The sequence below is a fragment of the Chitinophaga oryziterrae genome, assembly GCF_009758125.1.
Classification (GTDB): Bacteria; Bacteroidota; Bacteroidia; order Chitinophagales; family Chitinophagaceae; genus Chitinophaga; species Chitinophaga oryziterrae.
In genome coordinates this window covers 1,081,277-1,101,559 of the sequence record NZ_WRXO01000001.1, presented here as the reverse complement: position 1 = coordinate 1,101,559, position 20,283 = coordinate 1,081,277, and the positions used below count along the sequence as shown (strand labels likewise).

The 20,283-nt window shown below is 42.3% G+C and carries 17 protein-coding genes; 3 read left to right on the top strand and 14 right to left on the bottom strand.

The window, feature by feature from the left end:
* Window positions 1–48: 48 nt before the first annotated feature.
* The 4 genes from GO495_RS04525 to GO495_RS04510 all read right to left on the bottom strand — a co-directional run bounded on the left by GO495_RS04525 (window position 49) and on the right by GO495_RS04510 (window position 8,056).
* Window positions 49–1,461, bottom strand: coding sequence for a glycoside hydrolase family 30 protein (locus GO495_RS04525; RefSeq protein ID WP_157298484.1), 1,413 nt, complete (start codon window positions 1,459–1,461; stop codon window positions 49–51).
* Window positions 1,461–2,927 carry a RagB/SusD family nutrient uptake outer membrane protein gene (locus tag GO495_RS04520; RefSeq protein WP_157298483.1) on the bottom strand — a complete coding sequence of 489 codons (1,467 nt, stop codon included), beginning with the start codon at window positions 2,925–2,927 and terminating at the stop codon, window positions 1,461–1,463. Before GO495_RS04520 ends, GO495_RS04525 begins: the two co-directional genes overlap by 1 nt.
* Before the next feature lie 11 nt (window positions 2,928–2,938).
* Complete coding sequence (locus tag GO495_RS04515) at window positions 2,939–5,896, bottom strand: SusC/RagA family TonB-linked outer membrane protein (RefSeq protein WP_157298482.1); 2,958 nt, start codon at window positions 5,894–5,896, stop codon at window positions 2,939–2,941.
* Window positions 5,897–6,184: 288 nt separating this feature from the next.
* On the bottom strand, window positions 6,185–8,056 hold the full coding sequence (locus GO495_RS04510) for a 7TM diverse intracellular signaling domain-containing protein (RefSeq protein WP_157298481.1): 1,872 nt from the start codon (window positions 8,054–8,056) through the stop codon (window positions 6,185–6,187).
* A 57-nt stretch (window positions 8,057–8,113) separates the two neighbouring features.
* Here GO495_RS04510 and GO495_RS04505 point away from each other — a divergent pair, with 57 nt between their 5' ends.
* The 3 genes from GO495_RS04505 (at window position 8,114) to GO495_RS04495 (ending at window position 11,719) form a co-directional block, all read left to right on the top strand.
* Window positions 8,114–8,548 (top strand): DUF2147 domain-containing protein, encoded by a 435-nt coding sequence (locus tag GO495_RS04505; RefSeq protein WP_157298480.1) that lies wholly within the window; start codon window positions 8,114–8,116, stop codon window positions 8,546–8,548.
* 46 nt (window positions 8,549–8,594) lie between these two features.
* A complete protein-coding gene (locus tag GO495_RS04500; protein WP_157298479.1) occupies window positions 8,595–10,709 on the top strand; it encodes a type IA DNA topoisomerase in 2,115 nt (704 codons plus the stop codon).
* Between the two features lie 227 nt (window positions 10,710–10,936).
* On the top strand, window positions 10,937–11,719 hold the full coding sequence (locus GO495_RS04495) for a TonB-dependent receptor domain-containing protein (RefSeq protein WP_157298478.1): 783 nt from the start codon (window positions 10,937–10,939) through the stop codon (window positions 11,717–11,719).
* Here the strand turns inward: GO495_RS04495 and GO495_RS04490 are convergent.
* The 10 genes from GO495_RS04490 to GO495_RS04445 form a co-directional block, all read right to left on the bottom strand.
* Window positions 11,716–12,363: an ExbD/TolR family protein gene (locus tag GO495_RS04490; RefSeq protein WP_157298477.1), complete on the bottom strand. Its 648-nt coding sequence runs from the start codon at window positions 12,361–12,363 to the stop codon at window positions 11,716–11,718. The genes GO495_RS04495 and GO495_RS04490 overlap by 4 nt on opposite strands.
* Before the next feature lie 79 nt (window positions 12,364–12,442).
* Complete coding sequence (locus GO495_RS04485; protein WP_157298476.1) at window positions 12,443–13,303, bottom strand: helix-turn-helix domain-containing protein; 861 nt, start codon at window positions 13,301–13,303, stop codon at window positions 12,443–12,445.
* Window positions 13,304–13,469: 166 nt separating this feature from the next.
* Window positions 13,470–14,744 (bottom strand): HTTM domain-containing protein, encoded by a 1,275-nt coding sequence (locus GO495_RS04480; RefSeq protein WP_157298475.1) that lies wholly within the window; start codon window positions 14,742–14,744, stop codon window positions 13,470–13,472.
* Between the two features lie 265 nt (window positions 14,745–15,009).
* Window positions 15,010–15,888 carry a DUF5777 family beta-barrel protein gene (locus tag GO495_RS04475; protein WP_157298474.1) on the bottom strand — a complete coding sequence of 293 codons (879 nt, stop codon included), beginning with the start codon at window positions 15,886–15,888 and terminating at the stop codon, window positions 15,010–15,012.
* Between the two features lie 8 nt (window positions 15,889–15,896).
* A complete protein-coding gene (locus GO495_RS04470) occupies window positions 15,897–16,433 on the bottom strand; it encodes a YceI family protein (RefSeq protein ID WP_157298473.1) in 537 nt (178 codons plus the stop codon).
* A gap of 3 nt (window positions 16,434–16,436) precedes the next feature.
* Window positions 16,437–16,832, bottom strand: coding sequence for a c-type cytochrome domain-containing protein (locus GO495_RS04465; RefSeq protein WP_157298472.1), 396 nt, complete (start codon window positions 16,830–16,832; stop codon window positions 16,437–16,439).
* Window positions 16,833–16,844: 12 nt separating this feature from the next.
* Window positions 16,845–17,252, bottom strand: a complete 408-nt coding sequence (locus GO495_RS04460) for an OB-fold protein (protein WP_157298471.1) — start codon at window positions 17,250–17,252, stop codon at window positions 16,845–16,847.
* A 22-nt stretch (window positions 17,253–17,274) separates the two neighbouring features.
* Complete coding sequence (locus GO495_RS04455; RefSeq protein WP_170302628.1) at window positions 17,275–18,525, bottom strand: PorT family protein; 1,251 nt, start codon at window positions 18,523–18,525, stop codon at window positions 17,275–17,277.
* On the bottom strand, window positions 18,513–19,088 hold the full coding sequence (locus tag GO495_RS04450) for an RNA polymerase sigma factor (protein WP_157298469.1): 576 nt from the start codon (window positions 19,086–19,088) through the stop codon (window positions 18,513–18,515). Before GO495_RS04450 ends, GO495_RS04455 begins: the two co-directional genes overlap by 13 nt.
* Window positions 19,089–19,628: 540 nt before the next feature.
* Entirely contained in the window at window positions 19,629–20,276 is a 648-nt protein-coding gene (locus GO495_RS04445) for a 3-keto-alpha-glucoside-1,2-lyase-like domain-containing protein (protein WP_157298468.1), read from the bottom strand.
* Between the last annotated feature and the right edge of the window lie 7 nt (window positions 20,277–20,283).

The window sequence follows — 20,283 nt, the reverse complement described above, 5'->3', positions numbered from 1 at the left end:
ATCATAAGAAAGGGTGCCTCATATGAGACACCCAATTTTCCGTCCCCCTTATTTCAATATAATTGTACTCACCGCACCGGCTTTCAGTAAATACGGATATACCACTGTACCATCCTGCACAGAAAACTGACGATCCTCTTTACTTGTATTCAACACCACTAATACCCTGCTTCCATCCTTATTCAGAAACGCTGTATTCTCCAATCCTTTAACCAAAGAAGAATACACTCTTACAGCACCCGGCCTCACAAACCTGCTGAAATGCCCCAGCGCATAATACTCTATATTCTTCGTCACCACCCCATTAGTCGACTGTACCGTTACCACTCCCCTGCACGTCATACATCCCCGGTTTACCCCGGAGGCGGTATCAGGCTTATTCGTAGTAGGCCCGTTATGCTCATCCAGCGCCATATTCCATAACAATACATTCTTAGACCAGTTATTCACCGTACCTATCAGTAAATTCCCTATCATATATTGCAGGTTATCTGCAAAAGAAGGCGCCCAGCTGCCACCGGAACATTCCGTAAAATAAAGCCCCTTCTCCGGATGCGCCGCATGTACCTGGCTCATAGCGCCAACCGCTCCTTCATAACAATGAAACGCAGCGCCTGTAGTATATCTGGCTACAGCCGTATCATCCAAAATAGAAATAGGGTACTCCGGACTATTCCAGTTATGATCAAACAACATAATCTCCGGCTTCAATCCTTCACGCACCAGCATAGGCCCCAGGTGATCTTTAATAAATACCGCCTGCTCGGGTGCCGTCATTTTCATACTCGGATAAAACGCTTCATACTGCGGTTCATTCTGTACCGTCAACGCCGTTATCTTAATACCATTATCACCAAACACCTTCAAGTATTTTACAAAATACCTTGCATACACTTCATAAGCATCTGTCTTCAAAGACCCACCTTCCAGCTTATCACTTGTCTTCATCCATCCCGGCGGACTCCAGGGCGTTCCCATGATATGTATCTCCGGATTAATCGCCACTACCTGCTTCAGCACAGGTAACAACATACTATCACGTCCTATACTGAAATGTAATAAGGAATCATCCCGTTTACCTGCCGGCATATCATCATAGCTATAAGGAGCCACCGAAAAATCGGAGGCTCCCATAGACATTCTGATATAATTGATTCCTATCCCTTTTTGTGCATCAAACAATGCTTCCAGCAAAGTATCACGTTGAGCAGCACTCATATACTGCTGCATTACATATGCAGAAGACCCTGTCATCGCTGCACCAAATCCTTCTATTTCCTGGTACTGCAAAGCCGTATCAATACGTATATTAGCTACTGCCGTATCCTTACCTGCATGCAACACTGGTTGTAACGCCAGTAACTGTTTTGCATCCGGTGTAGTCAGATAAACATCTGCCTGTTTTGAAACATGATTACAAGCTGCTAAAATAAAAGCCAGACTATAAATTCCCCACCTCATTAATACCCTTCGTTTTGCGTTAAATTAGGATTCTGGTCCATCTCACTCTGTGGTATAGGCCATATTGATTTCTGTGCTGTTAAATGATATCCAAGGTTCACTCCTTTGCCATCTGTTACCGCTTCCATCACAGGAATAGCACGATCGGTACGTACCAGGTCATACCAGCGCTGCCCTTCAAAAGCCAGCTCCAGCCTCCGTTCATTCTCAATGGCCAGTCTCATGTTAGACTGATCTGTTACCGTCAATGCATTTAGTTTAGCACGTGTACGTATCTCCGTTACGATATCATTTGCACCGGCTACATCGCCCTGTTCGTTCAACGCTTCTGCTTTTAATAATAACACATCCGCTAAACGGTACAGGATAATATTCTGAGAACCATCAGACTTCCGCATCTTATAAAAGAAAGGAAAGCTATCCAGTGATAAACGTGTATCACTCCACTTACCATTTACATCAGCAAACGTGATTGTAGACTTCATACGAACAGAATCATGCGCATTCTGATACGCCCTTATCATATCATTACTCGGGTTACAGAACTTCTTCCAGTCTGTTCCATAGAACATAGATGTTCCCCAGTTACCACCGGTATCCCAACTGTCAAAATTCAATTCAAAAATAGATTCCGCAGAATTCTCATGCGCACCATCCCACAACTGATCATACACCGGCAGCAGGCTATACCCCAATGCGATCACCTTATCACAATACGACTGCACCGTAGGCCAGTCAACCGGTTTACGCGTTGCATATATTTTTGCCAGCAATGTATACACCGCTCCTTTCGTTACGAATCCTTTATTGGATGCAGTAGCAGGCACCGCATCCGCCGCACTTTTCAGATCTGCGATGATCTGGTCGTATACGCTGTCAGCACTGGTACGTGCAGGATATAACAACGGATAAATCTCTGTCAGGTTAGAAGAAGTAATAGTAGGCAACTCCGTTAATACCAATGGTACTGCACTATATAATCTTACCAGGTCAAAATAAGCACGTGCACGTATAAACTGTGCTTCTCCCACGATCTGCGCTTTACGGCTATCTGTTAATGCAGCATCCGTTACTTTGGGCACATTTACAATCACTGAATTACAGGATGCAATGTGATTATACAAATATCCCCAGTCGCGTTGTACCCATGAATTGGTAGAAAGTATACGGTATTCATCTATCTCAAATCCGGCAGAGTTATCGGCGCCCGCATATGCATTGTCCGACTGTGCATCACTGATATTAAAATAGTCGAGTACATAATACTCTCCTCCACTATTACGGAAATAAGCATAACAACTGGATATCGCAGATTCCGCCGTAGCAGCATCTTTGATAAAAGCACCTGCCGTACCCTGTCCGCCAGTACCACTGGTAGTATTAGAGATAGGCTTCAGGTCCAGTTCTTTATTACACGCACCCAAAACGAATGCGATCACTATAATGAGATAACTTGATGTTTTCATGACTGTGGCGTTTAGAATTGCAGATTTAAACCTACGATGAATGTTCTGGCAACAGGATAAGTACCATAGTCGATACCCAGTGTTACTCCATTATTAGCATTGGTAGCGAAAGCATTTACTTCCGGATCAAACCCTTTATACTTCGTAATAGTAAACAGGTTCTGTGCAGTAGCATATACCATCAGCTTATTCAGATGCAATCTTGAAATAGCGCTCTCCGGCAGCTTATAAGATAACGTAGTACTCTTCATACGCAGGAAAGATCCATTCTCTACAAAACGGGAAGAGGTACGTGAATTCGTAACATCCCCATTGGTCGCTTTCGGAATATCTGTTACCTGTCCGGGTGTTGTCCAGCGGCGTAATACTTCGGTCGACTGATTCTTACTATCATACATCCCTTCTGTTTCCATACGGGAAGCATTAAACACTTTATTACCCTGTGATCCCTGTAACAGGAAAGACAATGACCAGTTCTTATAATCTATATTGTTATTCAAACCATACGTAAACTTAGGCTGCGCACTACCAATAACAGTACGGTCCTGCGGTGTCACATTCCCATCTCCGTTTACATCTTTATACCTGATATTTCCTGTCTGAGGATCTACACCTTCAGATACATAACCATAAAAAGTACCTAATGCTAAACCTTTCTGCAGAATGATGATATTATCCCTGTTTTCTACACTGGCATAATAATATACCTTAGATAACTGCAGGTCGGTGATCTTGTTACGGTTAAAAGCGATATTGAAATCTGTACTCCATTTCAGGTCCTTCTTATCAACATTCACAGAAGATACTACAAACTCCAGCCCTTTATTCTCCAGACTACCGGAATTACGGGTGATATAATCATATCCTGTTGGAGGAGGCAGCGTTACATTTAACAACAGATCAGAAGTCTTTTTAATGTACGCATCTGCAGTGAAGGTCAAACGGGAATCAAACATACTCAGATCAATACCTACGTTCGTTTGTGTCGTAGTTTCCCATTTCAGATCAGGATTAGGAGCGATTTTAGAAGGATTGATGACCGGACCTGATAACGGACTGGTAGCTGTCTGACGGGTATAAGTATTCAACCCGTAAGCGGCATAAGGGTCCAGTCCTTCCTGGTTACCATTCTGTCCCCAGCCGGCTCTTATTTTCAGGTCACTGATCTCTTTCACGTCTTTCATGAAAGGTTCAGCAGAAATACGCCAGCCGGCAGATACAGAAGGGAAATATCCCCATTTATGTTTCTTATCTAATTTGGAAGAACCATCCGCACGGAAGTTCGCTGTCACCAGATATTTACTGTCATAATTATACATCACACGGCCCAGATATGACATCAGGAACCATTGCGATTCATACGTATCTCCTACTATCTGGTTCGCGGCATTCAGCGTTTTCACAGTAGGGTCCGCAGGGAAATCACGACCCGTTAAATTGGATTCGTTATACTTATTCTTCTGGGTAGTTACACCACCTAATGCCGAAAGACTATGTTTATTCCATTTCTTATCGTAGTTCAACGTATTCTCCCACAGATAAGTAAAGCTGTTAGTTTTCTGGGAAGAGGCATACCCATGATCATTACGACCCGGAGTGGTCATGATATAATCCAGGTAATAATCATACTTATGACTGAAATAATCCACCCCGAAATTACTCCTGAACTTCAGGGATTTAGTCAGGTTGATATCCGCAGAAGCATTACCCAGCACCCTGTTATCACCTGTTCCCTGGGTAGGGCCTTCAATCGCTGCCATAGGATTATCCCATCCTGCTTTGTAAGGATTCATTGTGTAACGACGGTGACCGTCCGCATCCGTTTCATAAATACCCATGATAGGCGGAGCATTCAATGCACCCAGGATAGCTGCATTACGCCCCGCATTATCATTGTCTTTTAAATCTTTCAAAGCCACATTCGAGTAGCTGATATTTGTTGAAACCTTCAGCCAGTCTTTCAGCTGATTATCTAAATTCGTCCTGAATGAATAACGGTTATATTGCGCCGGTTTCACCATCCCATCATCTTTGGTAACAGCGCCGGAAACGAAATACTGCGACTTCTCACTTCCTCCGGACATAGACAACTGATAATTCTGGTTATGCCCTGTTTTGAACACTTCTTTTAGCCAGTCGGTCGTTTCCGTAGGAGTGGTAGTAGCATATCCCAGATCTTTCATCAGATCATTATACTGTGTTGGATTCAGTACATTGATCTTCTTCCCCACATTTGATACACCATAATAAGTATTGAAATTGATCACCCCTGCACCTGATTTACCTCTCTTGGTGGTAATCAATACTACCCCGTTAGATGCCCTGGCACCATAAATGGCAGCGCTGGACGCATCCTTTAATACAGTAATGTTCTCAATATCATTAGGATTCAGGTCCCTGGTATCGGAAGTAGGTACTCCGTCTATTACGTACAATGGTTCATTACCAGCCTGTACGGAAGTAGCGCCACGCACCCTTACGGAGAAAGCAGCGCCCGGTTTACCGCTGGGCTGTGTAACCTGTACCCCGGCAGCTTTACCTTGTAAAGCGGCGGCTGTCTGAGTAATAGGTCTTTCCCCTATATCTTTGGTGCTTACACTTACTACTGCCGTCGTCACATCTTTCTTTTTCTGTGTACCATACCCGATTACCACTACCTCACTAAGGTCTGTTTTGGTATCGGCCAGACTGATATTCAACTGTGTACGGCCATTTAATACAACGTTCTGCCCTTCATAACCTACATAGGAAATCTCTAATGTACCTGTTGAAGGAGCTTCGATGGAAAAATTACCATCTGCCTGCGTAATGGTACCTCTGTTAGTACCTTTGATTTTTACGGAAACCCCGGGAAGTGAAGTACCCTGTTTGTCCTGAACGTGTCCTTTTACAGTAATGTCCTGTTGCGCCATCGCAAAGCTGCATAACATAAACAGGCATGCTGTCAGGAATGTCACCCTTTTTTTCATAATGTGTCAGTTCTTAATTGTGGAATAAGGATCTGTGAACTAAGCATAGGTATTCTCTCATAACATGACTTCTTTCACAACGATGGTATAAAGATAAGGGGATTTAGTATTCCGAAATAAAAAAAATCTTCACAAATAATTGGTTTTTAATTACTTATGAGAAATATGATACGCTTGGATACCATAAAAGGATTAGTGAGAAAAGTACTGATAATGAAAGGAAAGACAGGGATTTTCCATTAATTTGATTAGAGATGCTGATACGCTTGGATACCCTTCAATTATTTCTTAACCGCGCACTTCGTCGTCTAAGACCAGCAAACTCCAGCCCTGACCATTCGCCTGCTTCAATTCCTTCTTCCTTTCATCCATCATCTTAATGATCCGGGTTGCATAAGACCAGCAGGTACTTTGCCTGATTTCGAGGATATCAGACAGTTTATGGGAAGAAATCTTCCCTTTAGTGGAATACACGAGGAAAGTGAGATAAAACGCTTTATTAATAGGGATACGGATATTCTGATAGATAGTATAAGCTGTAGCCGACTCCTCATACCCACACTTACTGCAACGCCTGCTAAAAGGCTGATGACCGGCATAATAATGCTCATTCCCGCACTTACGGCAATGAAATGTCCCGGTCCATTTTAAATCTGCCAGAAACTGCAAACAGCTTTCTTTATCAGGATAAATCTTGCTGAACTCCTCAAAATCAAGGGAAGTAGACAAGGCCCTGGCCCTGCTCACCTTCTCCACATTGGTCTGCAACTGTATATTATCCTGTGCCAGCAACGCATTCATACGGGAAATCTCCGCTGCCTGGCTTTCTAATAACGCATTCGTCTCTGTCAGGATCTCATTCTGCTCCGCAATTACCCCAGCCTGCTCAGATAACTCCTTCGTCCTGGCCTTTACCTGTGCTTCCAGTTCTATATTCAGGTTATCCTTCAGCCTGGCATTCTCCGTCATCTGCCGGATCATCATCCGCCTGGCCTTATCCCTTTTCTTTTTCAGCAAACGTACCTTGTCCCCCACCGCAAAAGACAAAAAGAACATCTCCAGGATAAAACAGAAACTCAGGCTATAATAACTCACAATCCCGAAGTTCAGCCAGCTATACCCAAGCATAATGAAAAACTTGAGCATAAATCCCACAAACAAAAAGCTATACCCCAGCACAAAAAACCGGGCAGGCCGGTAGCCCCTGGCCAATACATGGATCCCCGTATAAAATGCTACCGCCAGCGGGATCACCTCTATGAACTTATAATTAAACCAGTAAGGATTGATGAACAAACAGGCTAAAAAGAACAGGCAACGTGCTATTATCACCCCCATAATCAGGCGGTTCAGCACCGGCGCCCTGAACTCCACATACAACAGGCTCCGCGTAAACAACAGGGCAAAAATGCTCATACTCAGCAACGGCCAGGCAAAAGCATACTGATTCCAGTTGGGGGAATTGGGCCATAACCACTGATAGGCAATACCGTCCGTGCACATCTCATACAACACCACGCTCAGGTTATACAGCACATAATACAGGTACTGCCGTTGCCGCATGGCAATGAACATGATCAGGTTATAAAAGCTGAAAATGAAGATCATGCCGTAAAAAATCCCAAACGTCATGTATTCAGACAACGCATAAGAAACAAAATGATCAAAAGAGCGCAGCACGATAATCACATCCGCTGTTTGTGCAGATCGCAGCCGGAAATAATACACATCCGTTCCGTCCTTACTGTTATCCACCGGCAGCTCGAAATTCTTATGCCGGAACCAGCGTTGGGAAAAGGGATAACGATCGCCCAGCAACACCTGCTTACCATCCGGCAGATAAGCCGTTATCTCATCTATCGTCTGGTCAAAAAACTCCAGCAGATAATAATTATGCGACGATGTATCATGCTTTATACTGATCCTGTACCAATAAACAGAACCCAGATGATCATTCTGCGGAGTACTGACAGCGCTGGGTTTAAAAGGAGCATTTATAACCTGGTCTAAACGTAACTTCCCTCCCGGATCTTCCAGGTATTCAATTTCATCATAAGTGAATATATGCTGAGATAAACCTTTCTCAATAGGTACAGGCTGCTGGCCCCTGGTAGTACTTCCCCCTAAAATCAATAATATAACTGCATACCAATAACGCATCAAAATATCTTGATCAGATTTGACAAAATCAAGCTAATTTACTTCAAAATTTCATCCATGAAGAGATTAGCTTTCATTCTGATTATTCTTATAATTTCCACAGGCAGCATATTCGCACAAACTCCGGCAGCAGACAGGGTCCTCGGTAACTGGTTAAATGCAGAAAAAGATGCCAGGATCGAGATCTATAGAACAGGTAATAAATACTATGGAAAAATAATCTGGGGAAAGAACATTTTTAACCCTGATGGCTCTTCCAGAACAGATACCAAAAACCCCGATAATAAACTAAAATCCCGGTTACTCCTGAACCTCGTTATCCTTACAAATTTCACCTACGATGATGGTGAGTGGAACGGCGGAAAGATCTACGATCCCAAAAGTGGTAAGACCTACAGTTGTTTCATGAAACTGGATGGAACCAGCCTGAAAATAAAAGGATATATAGGTATTACCCTACTGGGCAGAACTACCATCTGGACAAGGGGCTGATATTCCCGCTAATTATACGATATTTGCCGCCCTATTCAGCATTATTATGAAGGTTTGTATTGCCGAAAAACCAAGTGTGGCAAGGGATATTGCCGAAGTACTCGGTGCGAAGCAGCGCAAAGAGGGCTATTATGAAGGAAATGGTTATCAGGTAACCTGGACTTTCGGGCATTTCTGTACCCTGAAAGAACCACATGATTATTTTGATTACTGGAAATACTGGCGGCTGGAAGATCTTCCCATGATCCCATCCAGCTTCGGTATCAAGCTCATAGACAACTCCGGTGTACAAAAACAATTCAAAGTAATAGAAAACCTCGTTCAGAATTGTGATGAGGTCATCAACTGCGGGGATGCCGGGCAGGAAGGAGAACTCATTCAGCGGTGGGTCCTGTTAAAAGCCCAATGTGCCGTACCTATCAAACGCCTCTGGATATCTTCCCTTACAGAACAGGCTATCCGCGAAGGTTTTACCAAACTGAAAGAAAGCGATCAATACAACAACTTATATGCTGCAGGCAGCGCACGCGCTATTGGCGACTGGCTCTTAGGCATGAATGCGACCCGCCTGTTCACGAAGAAATTCGCCTCAGGAAAAGTAGTACTATCCATCGGCAGGGTACAAACACCTACCCTGGCCATGATCGTACAACGACAAAAAGAAATCAATGCGTTCGTTTCCGAAGAATACTGGGAATTAAAAACCATCTATCGCGAAACAGAATTTACGGCTACTATAGAACGTCTCCGCAACCTGGAAAAAGCCAATAAAGGACTTGCTTACCTGAAGGAACATCCCTTTGAAATCACCTCTTTCGAAAAGAAAGAAGGAAAAGAAGGGAATCCCCGCTTATTCGACTTAACCGCCTTACAGGTGGAAGCCAATAAGAAATATGGCTTTTCTGCGGATGATACCCTTAAATATGTGCAAAGCCTCTATGAAAAGAAACTGGTTACCTACCCCAGGGTAGATACCACTTACCTTTCGGAAGACTTACACCCCAAAATTGCCGGTATCATGCAGGATATGACGCCTTACAGCGCCCTGACTGCCTCCATATTAGCTAAACCTATCCCTAAACTAAAATCCGTTTTCGACGATAAAAAGGTAACGGATCACCATGCTATCATTCCTACAGGCGTATACCCGGGAGGTATTGGGCTGGAAGAAAAACGCATCTACGACCTCATTGCCCGTCGATTCATCGCGGCCTTCTACCCGGAGTGTAAGATCTCTAATACGACCGTCCTCGGGAAAGTAGGACAGGTAGAGTTTAAGGTCACCGGTAAACAGATCCTGGAACCAGGCTGGAAAGAAGTATATGCCAATGATGTCAGCGCCAGAAAAGAAGGCGAAGAAGAAGAGAAAGTATTGCCATTATTTGTAGTAGGAGAAACCGGCCCGCATACCCCAAGGGTACACCAGGGTAAAACCACTCCCCCTAAAGCCTTTACAGAAGCTACTTTGCTAAGGGCAATGGAAACAGCCGGGAAACAGGTGGAAGATGAAGAAATGCGCGAACTGCTCAAAGACAATGGCATTGGCAGACCTTCCACCCGCGCTAACATCATCGAAACACTGTTCCGCAGAAAATACATAGAGAAACGCAAAAAGAACATCTTTGCTACTCAAACCGGCATGGATCTCATAGATACGATACAGTCGGAACTCCTTAAAAGTCCTGAGCTAACGGGTATATGGGAACGTAAGTTACGCCTGATAGAAAAAGGTGAATACGCCATGGAAACCTTTAAACAGGAGTTAATACAAATGGTCGTGGACCTCACCATAGAAGTAAAGACCAACGCCCATAAGACAATAACAATAGCGCCCGATCCGCCGCCGGTACCGGAGAAAGAAGAACCAAAACCCAAAGAGCCGAAGAAAGCAATCGTCATTGAAGAACTCTCCTGTCCTAAATGCAAAGAACAATTGCTTAAAAAGGGCAATACCGCTTATGGCTGTGCTAATTTCAAAGTATGTGGTTTTAAAATCCCTTTCGAGATCCTGGGCAAAAAACTATCAGACAAACAAATAACAGATCTGTTAAGCAAAGGAAAAACCGGTAAGATCAAAGGACTAAAAGTTCCAGGTAGTGAGACCGAAAAAGAAGGCAAACTGGTAATGACAGCTGATTTTAATATTGAGATGGAGCAATAGAATACTGATTTACTATCAATGTCATTTAGTTAAACGCTCTATATACAAGAAAACATAATAGGCTCCAACGGAGCTTTTAATTAGTTCCACCCGCTACCACATCAGAAAAAGGAACAAACCATTATAGCTGTCCAGGTCTGCTTTTTTACCATCAGATAAAATTCGTAAATTGTCTACCATTATTACTTTTGAGGATTCCATTTTGGTGTCTTTGGGTTTAACATTTCGTGAAACTCTTTGAATATGCCTGGCTAAAATCATCTATCGATGCATTCCTGGCAGCTGTAAATAAAGATATCAATACGCAGGGCCTAACTAAAAACGCTGCAATAGAAAAGAATAAAACACTGCTGCAACGCAACAGCTATACTTATCTTAAACCCGAACATGTTCACTCTCTGGAAGCAGGTTACAAAGGTTTATTCCTCGACAATCGTTTACTCGTTGATCTTGATTTCTACTACAATAAATACAGCTCCTTTATTGCACAGGTAGAAATGAGCGTTCCCAACACCCAAAATGCAGATTCCGTTGCCTACTCACTATACGATAAAAAAACACAGGCCCGTTACCGTATGTGGACCAACTCCAACACTACTGTCTATAATTACGGCCTTGGCCTTCGTTTAAAATATGACCTCAGTAATGGTTATATAGTATCATATGCGAAACTGACAAAGAAAAGTTCTGATGATGGATTAGAAGATGGATTCAATACACCCAAATGGATGGCGAATATTATGCTCAGCAAAGAACACATCTTTAAACATTTCGGAGCTGGTATCACCTACAGATGGCAGGATAATTATTACTGGCAGTCATTCCTCGTAAACGGGAATGTACCGGCCAACGGATCCGTAGATCTGCAGGTAAGTTATGCTTTCCCCACACTTCCCGTGAGGATAAAAGCCGGAGCTACCAATGTACTGAATCACTATTACACATCCTTCCTCGGAGGGCCTCAGATAGGTGGTCTTTATTATACCACCCTCACCTATGGATTAAATTAACGGTCATTTTTTGCCATGGCAGCAGCCGTTCCTTCAGGAGCTTCTTCCAGGTTAGTAACAAGATTTAAATGTTGTACTCCTTTCTTCTTAAAGGTTTCCATCACTTGCTTCACCATCGGATAAGGGGTGGCATTATCTGCCTTAATACAATACTTCAGGGCTTTAATGTTACTTCCCTGCGCTGCCTGCGCATATTCAATCCACACAGCCAGTTCATTATTGATAGTATCTGCAGGAATACCAGTTTCCTTGTTGTATTTTTTCCTGTTGGCAGAAGATAAGCCAAGATACTCTTTCAGATGTTTCATATCAACACCCACACTGGCTCCCAGCATAAACATATTCATCTCTTTCTCATCCAGTCCCAGTTTAAACTGCTGGTTCAGGTCCTCAATCATCTTCCTTCTTTTAGGTTGCCCGTCCATACTAAAGAATACCCTGCCTGTTTTATCAATACTTACCAGAATAACATCTGCATCCGGCAACAACTGTGTATTAATAGAGGAAGGCGTAACGATAGCAACCGGTTCATCCGGTTTAGCGCTGGTAGACATAATAAAGAAATTGAGGATGAGGAATACCATGTCCGTCATGGCCGTCATATCCACTAATGTACTCTTCTTTGGCATTTTAAACCTTGGCATAGCAGTTCAATTATTCAACTGCAAGATGTCCCGTATTTAGCTGGATAGAAAGGCGCAATTGCGCCATTTGATGGTATAATCAGGAATGCTGCTGCCTGAATGTAGCAGGACTCATACCCATATGTTTAGTAAAATACTTTATAAAATGGGTAGTCTGAGAGAATCCCATTTCAAAGCCAATCTCTTTCACGGATAAACTGGTGAAAGCTATCATACGCCGTGCTTCTATCACTACATGATCGTCAATGACCATCTTAGCCGTTTTACCTAGTACATTACTGGTAGCTATATTCAATCTTTTCTCTGTAATATTTAATTGTTGCGCATAAGCAGCAACAGATTTTATCACCTTATAATTCTGGCCTATTAATAATGAATAACGTTGTGTGATTTGTGAATCCGGTCCTTTCACCACATTCACATTATTATGCGCATTGAATTCCCGGTTAGATAACATAATAAAATTATGCACCAGGTTCCTTACAATAACGGCACTGAATTCATCCATAGGGTGAAGCAGTTCGGTTTGAATAGATTCAACAATAGCAATATATTCCCTGATATTAACAGGAGATATTTCCTGTACGATAGTGCTGTTAAATAAAGGGTTCTGCTGTAACATAGACAGATCATTATCATTCTTACAAAAGAAGTTCTCTGTAAATGCAATGACTATACCATCATAAACGGCTGTCTGGTCAAAGAGATGTACCCTGTTTTTACTAGAGAAGATAAGAGAATATGGTTTCACCGGGATCTTATCAAAATCTAATAAATGATTATCAACATAAGTGAAAGGCATAATAATATGGTACACATTTGTGCGGAAAGGATGTATTAACATCTCCCGGTTCTCTTCCTGGAAAACCTTCATATTGGTCAGTTCAAATCCCCAATTCCGAAGATCCTCTAAACGGAGATCATGTATATGTGGCTGCATTCTCTTCACATAGTAAATCTACAGAAAAAAAGGACCACTTTAGGGCGCATTTACGCCTTTCTATTATCCATTTAGGATCATCCTGAAGGGAAGTAAACACAAAAAAGAGGGTGTCATAAATAGAAATAGGGCCTGAGGATCGCTTAAACGACTATCCGTCGCCATTTTATTTCAGAGGGACAATCCACGCCGCATGCCGGTATGGCTCCCATTTTACACCTGCAAGATCTGTATTCGGGTCTATCAGGAACTGTGGTGTCCCTCCGTTTAAACTTACCTCGCTCATTGCATAAATCCTTACATGCGGGAACCCGTTATCCTTACACTCCTTTTTCAATCGTTGCGCATATTGCCATATCATATCCGGCAATCCCACCAGTGAATTGAGTGTAATATAATTCAGCCGGTTCTCTGGTTCATCTATCCAGGTCTTCCCTGAATCAGGATCTGTGATCCTGAAATATACCCATCCTGCTTTATTACGCAACATCATCCGCCAGCTCATGCGAAACCCTTCTTCAGTCCAGTTAGGATCTGTGCCGAACAACAGGTAACGCACAGGTAATAATAACTGGACCAATAAATATACACCCATCAAATACATCCCTATCCTGTTTTTATTATTTACGCTTGCCCGCTGCACACGGGTTTCGGGGAAGAAAAAGATCATAGCAGATAAGGACAGGAAAGGAAAGATGCCTATTTTAAAAACAAATGCATTGAATAAATGAAAAACACACGCCATGCAGAATGCAACAATTCTCGTCCGCTTAAACAGTAACAATGGCGTAATCAGCAGATCAAATAATAAACCACTATAACAAAGAAATAACTGTACGCTCTTCTCCTGTAAAAAGGGATGATCCATTCCCGTCATCAGGTATTTCATATACCTGCCGCTAAGCCATTCCGCATTGATTTTATTAATGGCAGCAAAAGTATATACAATACCGAATTGAGCAATAAATAACCAGCCTGCCCATCGCGGACAAACATTACTTTTCTTCACAAGCCCCATATATACATCCACTGCAAAGCGGCGATGTGCAGGCATAAAACACATCAGCGAACAAACAAGTATTATCAGGTAATAATGGTTGTTATAATCGCATTTCTGCATCAGGTAGATAATCGTCCACATCACAGTAAATACAGCCATTGCGATCCTGTAAAATACACCTGTCATGATCATTATACCTAACATGCTCATGATTGAAAAATAGATATACATACCATTTCCTGGTAAAGGTTGTAACCATTCGAAACCGATAAAAGGAAAAGTAAATGCCGGTTCGATAAACAGGTCTGTAACCTTACCTGATATCATATCATTCATACATTCCAGGAACAATAAAAATCCCAGCAGGATGCGGAAAACAATCAGTGGCCTGTTATCCACCGGTTCCCACAACCGGTCATTCAAACGGTTGGCATAAGTCATACGCCGGAAAATAATAGCTATCCCACACTATGCGTAACAATAATATAAGCATTGCGGATATTTCCCGACAGACAGTTTAAATTCCCGGACCAGTGCCATTTTCACACGAAAAAGGGCGTAAATCATACGTAGATGATTTACGCCCTTTCGTCGCAATTATTTAATAATTATCCCTTATTTTACTAAGAACATGCGTCCTTTACCTTTCAGATAAAAAAGCCCCCCGGATAATCATCCGGAGGGCGAACATTACATAGGCTATGATCTACTTCTTAAAGTTGAATGCTCTTGTAACATTGAATCCAAAGAAGATATCTCCTTTACCCCAGGTCCCTGTCGTCTTAGCCAGGTAATAAGGCCCCACCATTCCACTGGCATTGGTAAACACCAGCTGAAATACGTGCCCTCCCGTTTCAATATCTATTCCCAGGGACATGGAACTTTTTACGCTTGTAGTCACTACCTGATCAGGTAAAAGGTAATTATATTCTGCTGTTATACTCATTCGTTTGGTGAACTTCATACGTCCCCCTGCACTCACCGCAAAAACATCACTCTTGTCCTGTGCCGTAGGCACCAGGTTAAAGTGCATCCACGCCGGTACTACTTCCAGCGATAAATTACGCGTAAACTTACGTGCTATAATTACCTGTGTAGTATAAGCCGTACGATAACGTGCATCCAGATAAGGCTTATCCGTATAACGTTGCGTATAATTAGTTACCAGCCCATACAAACTCACAGATACAGGTATCTGATGAGTCGTCTGCTGCAACAGTTTATACTTCAGTGAACCGTCGAATGTTTTATCCTCAGAACTCCTGCCTACACCCACTGCCAGCCTGTCCGTAATACCATAGTCAAATCCAAAACGGATAGAAGCATTGTCCAGGCCAAACAATTCATACGAACCACCATTCAGTTTCCCGAACCGGTGCATGATCATAAATTGTAAACTCTTCTTACCCGGAGATTCTACCGTAGGTAAATTTACTATCTGTGTAGCTTTAAATGTGCCCGTTACCACTTCATGCTTTTGCTGCATGCTGAGTGAATCATCCAAAGACTGCAGCAGGCTGTTATCCTGTGCCATTAACCGGTTACCCGCTACTAATAAAAGAAATAAGAATGCTGTTTTTTGCATAAAACAAACTATTTAGGTAAAAATTCAGCACTCACCTGTACAGGTATCTCTGCCGCAATTTTGTCTTTAACTAATGATGGTATCTTAATATTATAATCTGATGGCTTGATGCTAAAAGCAGATTTACCTACCAGCTTTCCCTGCTGCAAATTCAGCTCCGCAGGCATACTCACCGGTTGGGTAACTCCATGCATGGTAAGCTTACCATCAACCTGCACTTTATACACACCGGGAGTTGTGCCGATATTTCCTGTGATAGTACCCTCAAACTGTGCCTTTGGATATTTATCACTCTCAATATAATTCTCATTGAAATGTTCCTGCATAAGCTGTTTCTCAAAAAGAAAATTCTTTTGCAGTAATGTAAAGGCAATCGTTTTCTTCGAGACGTCAATGGCAGCAAAAACCTGACTGTTAACCGCCTTGATATCTTCCATCGGTGTCTTCGAATAGAAGCTTATCTTGCCATTCCGTGTAATCCATGACTGTGCCTGCGTTGGTATGTATAACATACTGGCCAGTATGATTGAATATAATACTTTCATAAATTAGTTATTTTGTGTACCACGATTAATCCAGTCCTTGATAATATTGATATTGCAATCAGACAACTTAGCGGCACCCTGTGGCATAGCCGGATAACCTGCAGCATGCGTAATAACAGCAATCAGGTTACCATTATCTGCCTGTGTTTTCAAACTGGCATAACTATCAAGGGATATACCACCGGAAGCAGATCCGTTACCATGACAACCGTAACAGTAAGAAGAAATAATAGGCTGTACATTGGTCGCATATTTCATATTAACAGTGTCGCAACTGCTACCACCAGTACCAGTTGTATCTGCTGCAAGGTCGGCCTCATTACTTTTAGAACAGGAAGATACCATCATCAGGTTACAGACAATGATCATTGCAGCTAATGGAAGGAGTACTTTCTTCATAATTTTAACGGTTTATTTGTTGACGATAGTTGCATCTATAATACTTACATCCATTAAGAATCCCGTACAACGGCCCTTTACATGTATCAGTGATCCCTTACGCGGAGCAGGTACATCACCGACCATCGTACAATTCACACCTCCTCCATTACCGCCACCAGACAATAACACAGATATATCTTTCCCATTTTTCTGCACATCCAGCACAGCTCCTGTTATTTCAAGCACTTTATTCCCATACTGCACATCAGCAGCCTGTTCATCCTTTGTATAAGCATCAAATAACTCTTTGGCAGATACCAGTTTATCCGCGCTCATTTCAGCCGCAGTAGTCCTGGGCATATTGTACAGGTGATAACCTATGGCCATGACTGTAAGGCACAGGATTACCCCTGCGAAAATGATGATCCTTTTTCGCATTATGTAATGTTTGATTTAAAAACTAAAAACGAATTGGTCTTGTAATACCAACGTTAAGGCCCACACTTGTTATTGGCAGATTTCCAACTCCTACTCCACCGGTAGGTATATTCAGATATGGCTCTACACGCAATGTACCTACAGCACCTAAACGATGCTCATAACCTACTCCTGCATGTATAATAGAAAACCAGTTACGGGTAGAGTTTTTATAGTCCCAGGTTTTCGTATCAACCCAATTGTTCATCTCATATTTATAAGCGTAACTCTCCCTATTCATGATATAAGAAGTGAGTCCTCCATTCACATACCAGTTGCTCTTCTCTTTTATACCAAAAACATACCGCACGGTAACAGGTATTTCTATCATATTACACCAACCATCTACATTGATGATCTTCATATCTGACGGAACAGGTATTTTTTTCGTACTGAAATGGCTACCATCTGAATAATAATATTTTCTTTCCAACAATACTCCCGTTTCAACGGCTACACGTCTGGAAATCCTGTACCCCACTACAATCCCTGCATTATATCCTACCTTGCTTACATGCTGTAATTTTACTGTACTGATATCCGGACTGGCAACAATACCTGCATACAAACCTTTCTGCACTTTTACAGGCACGTTCATTTTTTCAACCACAGATGATGTAGTCATTACCGGTTGCTTTACAGGCTGTAATGCGGCAGATATATTCCACTCTCCTGCATTAGCAGAAGGCAACACATGTATGCTTAAAGGTGGTACGATATCATTGTCCGCACCGGATAAAGTAATTCCGGTTGTATTGTTCACTATTCTTTCCGGAATAGATTTGTTTACGATATTGTTATTAGCACTGTTCGCAACAATAACGGGTGCATAAATATTATTATTGATTTTCTGTTTTTTAATTCTGGTATCTATACCGGTTTTTGATACTTTTTCAGCAACCGGAACATCATTATTACCCACCACAGTTTTTGATGTTGTCTCAGTAACCGGAACAACTACATTATTAGTCACACCAGTTTCAGCCTCTGTATGCGGTACTAAATCTCCCGTCTTCAATGATGGAATACTAACTCCCAGCACCAGCAATGCCAGCATGGGTCTCCAGAACCACCTCAGCAATCTGTTAAATGAAGAGGCAGGCTTCTTCTCAGAAGCAGAAGACTCAGACAACCTACGCATTACCGCATCCCAATCCTGTCCGTCAGTCTTTAAGGGATACTGCGAAGCTGCATTACGAAATAATTCGTCCATATCGTCATCTAGAAGCTGCATACATCAAATTCCTGTGTATCATTACTTAATTTCTTCTTTAAATGTGCCCTCGCCTTTGCCAGGTTAGACTTGGATGCCCCTATACTGATACGTAGCTTATCCGCTATCTCCTGGTGCGAAAAGCCATCTATTACATACATGTTAAACGCGACCTGGTAAGAAGGAGGAAGCTCTTTTATCAATACGATCAACTCTTTGTAATACAGCTTTTGTTCTGCGGATTCGCCCTCATCAGCTTCCTCCCATACGTAATCAGGAATCCCCCCTATTTCAGGTATCATGTTCTTCCGGCGCAATTCATCAATCGCCGTATTCACCATTATCTTCCTTATCCAGCCCATGAGCATTTTTTCCACGTCCTCCGATTCCTCGTAACTAAACCGCTCAAAATGACTGAATAACTTCACAAACCCGTCATTTACAATGTCTGCCGACCTTTCATACCTATAAATATACCTGAAAACGATCTTAAATGCATAACCATAATAGCGCTCGTACAGAAGCTTTTGGCATCTGGACTGCTTATTCCGGCACCCATCTATTATTGCAATCAGTTGTTCCAAATCAATTTAGTAATGGTCAAAATTTGCTGTACTACAATGATAATACGTGAATAGGGGATAATGGTTGCCTGGGATTAAATATTTTTTTGAAGAAAAGAGGAAGAAAACAACTAACTCACTAGTAATCAATAAGATAAAATAGATAATTATTATCCTGTTTATTAAAAATAAAACTTATAAAGTACCCATTCCACCCAAAATACCCATCAGGTTAAAATGTTGAGGAGTAAAAATTTGATGGTTTTCACAGGTAAGTACACTCCATTAAAGGACCGTCCCAAACGTAACCTATAGGCGGGGCATAAGGTAGTATAAGCCCTATATAAGCCCACTCATAGTCCCCTATAAGCCCCCTATAAGCCCACCTTATTTAAGGGGGGCTCATAGAGGGCTTATAGAGGTGTTTAATACTAATTTCCAGACCATTAAAGTGCTTATTCAGTTGTACATGGGATGCAACCGGCAAGACAAAACATTAATAGTCCCCTGGCTTGTGAAGCACAAGTCAGCTGGTTAAAGTAAAAATTGAGGAAGGACCTGTTATTTCTGCTGAATCTGCAAACTTGTGAAGTCTCCGTCAGAACCATTACCCACCCATAAGCCTAACTTTCCTGAAGTACGCTGATTTAACTGGGTCACTGTTAAACTTGGCTCCGTATTCCGGTTAACATATACCGTTATTTGTGGATATTCTACTACGATCTTTACATGGAACCAGTCATCCGGACCAGGGGCCGGATTAACCGCCTGCTCATACTTGCCCGGATACTTATTCCTTAATACTTCCCAGGGAAAATCCGGATGGGATACATACTGTACAGCATGGCTTTTCTTTACCGCATCCTTAGCCTGAAAATTGAAAGGCCGGAAATAAACAGCATCCAGCACCTTCCGGCTCTGCACATGAAAAGCCACTCCCAGGAAACTCTCCTGGGAAACATCCTTCCCCTTTAAATCTATCTCAATAATACCGTTGGAAAAATCCAGCCCCTCTATCCATGCCACACCATCCCCCTTGGCTGCCGAAAGATGCACACAACTCCTGCCACCCGAATTCCTTGCCGTCAGCTCACGATTAAACACTTTCATCTTATCATTCTTCACCAGCTCTTCCAGGTACACTCTCTTTACCTGCCCGCTCACACTCGCCGTAATAAAAAACAAAGCTATAAGCGTAACTATTTTCATACTATCG

Bases quoted from the DNA above. Each gene is read 5' to 3' on its own strand.
- GO495_RS04485 (WP_157298476.1), bottom strand. From the start codon at position 13,303: ATGCAGCCACATATACATGATCTCCGTTTAGAGGATCTTCGGAATTGG.
- GO495_RS04500 (WP_157298479.1), top strand. From the start codon at position 8,595: ATGAAGGTTTGTATTGCCGAAAAACCAAGTGTGGCAAGGGATATTGCC.
- GO495_RS04515 (WP_157298482.1), bottom strand. From the start codon at position 5,896: ATGAAAAAAAGGGTGACATTCCTGACAGCATGCCTGTTTATGTTATGC.
- GO495_RS04490 (WP_157298477.1), bottom strand. From the start codon at position 12,363: ATGCCAAGGTTTAAAATGCCAAAGAAGAGTACATTAGTGGATATGACG.
- GO495_RS04465 (WP_157298472.1), bottom strand. From the start codon at position 16,832: ATGAAGAAAGTACTCCTTCCATTAGCTGCAATGATCATTGTCTGTAAC.
- GO495_RS04505 (WP_157298480.1), top strand. From the start codon at position 8,114: ATGAAGAGATTAGCTTTCATTCTGATTATTCTTATAATTTCCACAGGC.
- GO495_RS04525 (WP_157298484.1), bottom strand. From the start codon at position 1,461: ATGAGGTGGGGAATTTATAGTCTGGCTTTTATTTTAGCAGCTTGTAAT.
- GO495_RS04480 (WP_157298475.1), bottom strand. From the start codon at position 14,744: ATGACTTATGCCAACCGTTTGAATGACCGGTTGTGGGAACCGGTGGAT.
- GO495_RS04520 (WP_157298483.1), bottom strand. From the start codon at position 2,927: ATGAAAACATCAAGTTATCTCATTATAGTGATCGCATTCGTTTTGGGT.
- GO495_RS04460 (WP_157298471.1), bottom strand. From the start codon at position 17,252: ATGCGAAAAAGGATCATCATTTTCGCAGGGGTAATCCTGTGCCTTACA.
- GO495_RS04475 (WP_157298474.1), bottom strand. From the start codon at position 15,888: ATGCAAAAAACAGCATTCTTATTTCTTTTATTAGTAGCGGGTAACCGG.
- GO495_RS04445 (WP_157298468.1), bottom strand. From the start codon at position 20,276: ATGAAAATAGTTACGCTTATAGCTTTGTTTTTTATTACGGCGAGTGTG.
- GO495_RS04470 (WP_157298473.1), bottom strand. From the start codon at position 16,433: ATGAAAGTATTATATTCAATCATACTGGCCAGTATGTTATACATACCA.
- GO495_RS04455 (WP_170302628.1), bottom strand. From the start codon at position 18,525: ATGCAGCTTCTAGATGACGATATGGACGAATTATTTCGTAATGCAGCT.
- GO495_RS04510 (WP_157298481.1), bottom strand. From the start codon at position 8,056: ATGCGTTATTGGTATGCAGTTATATTATTGATTTTAGGGGGAAGTACT.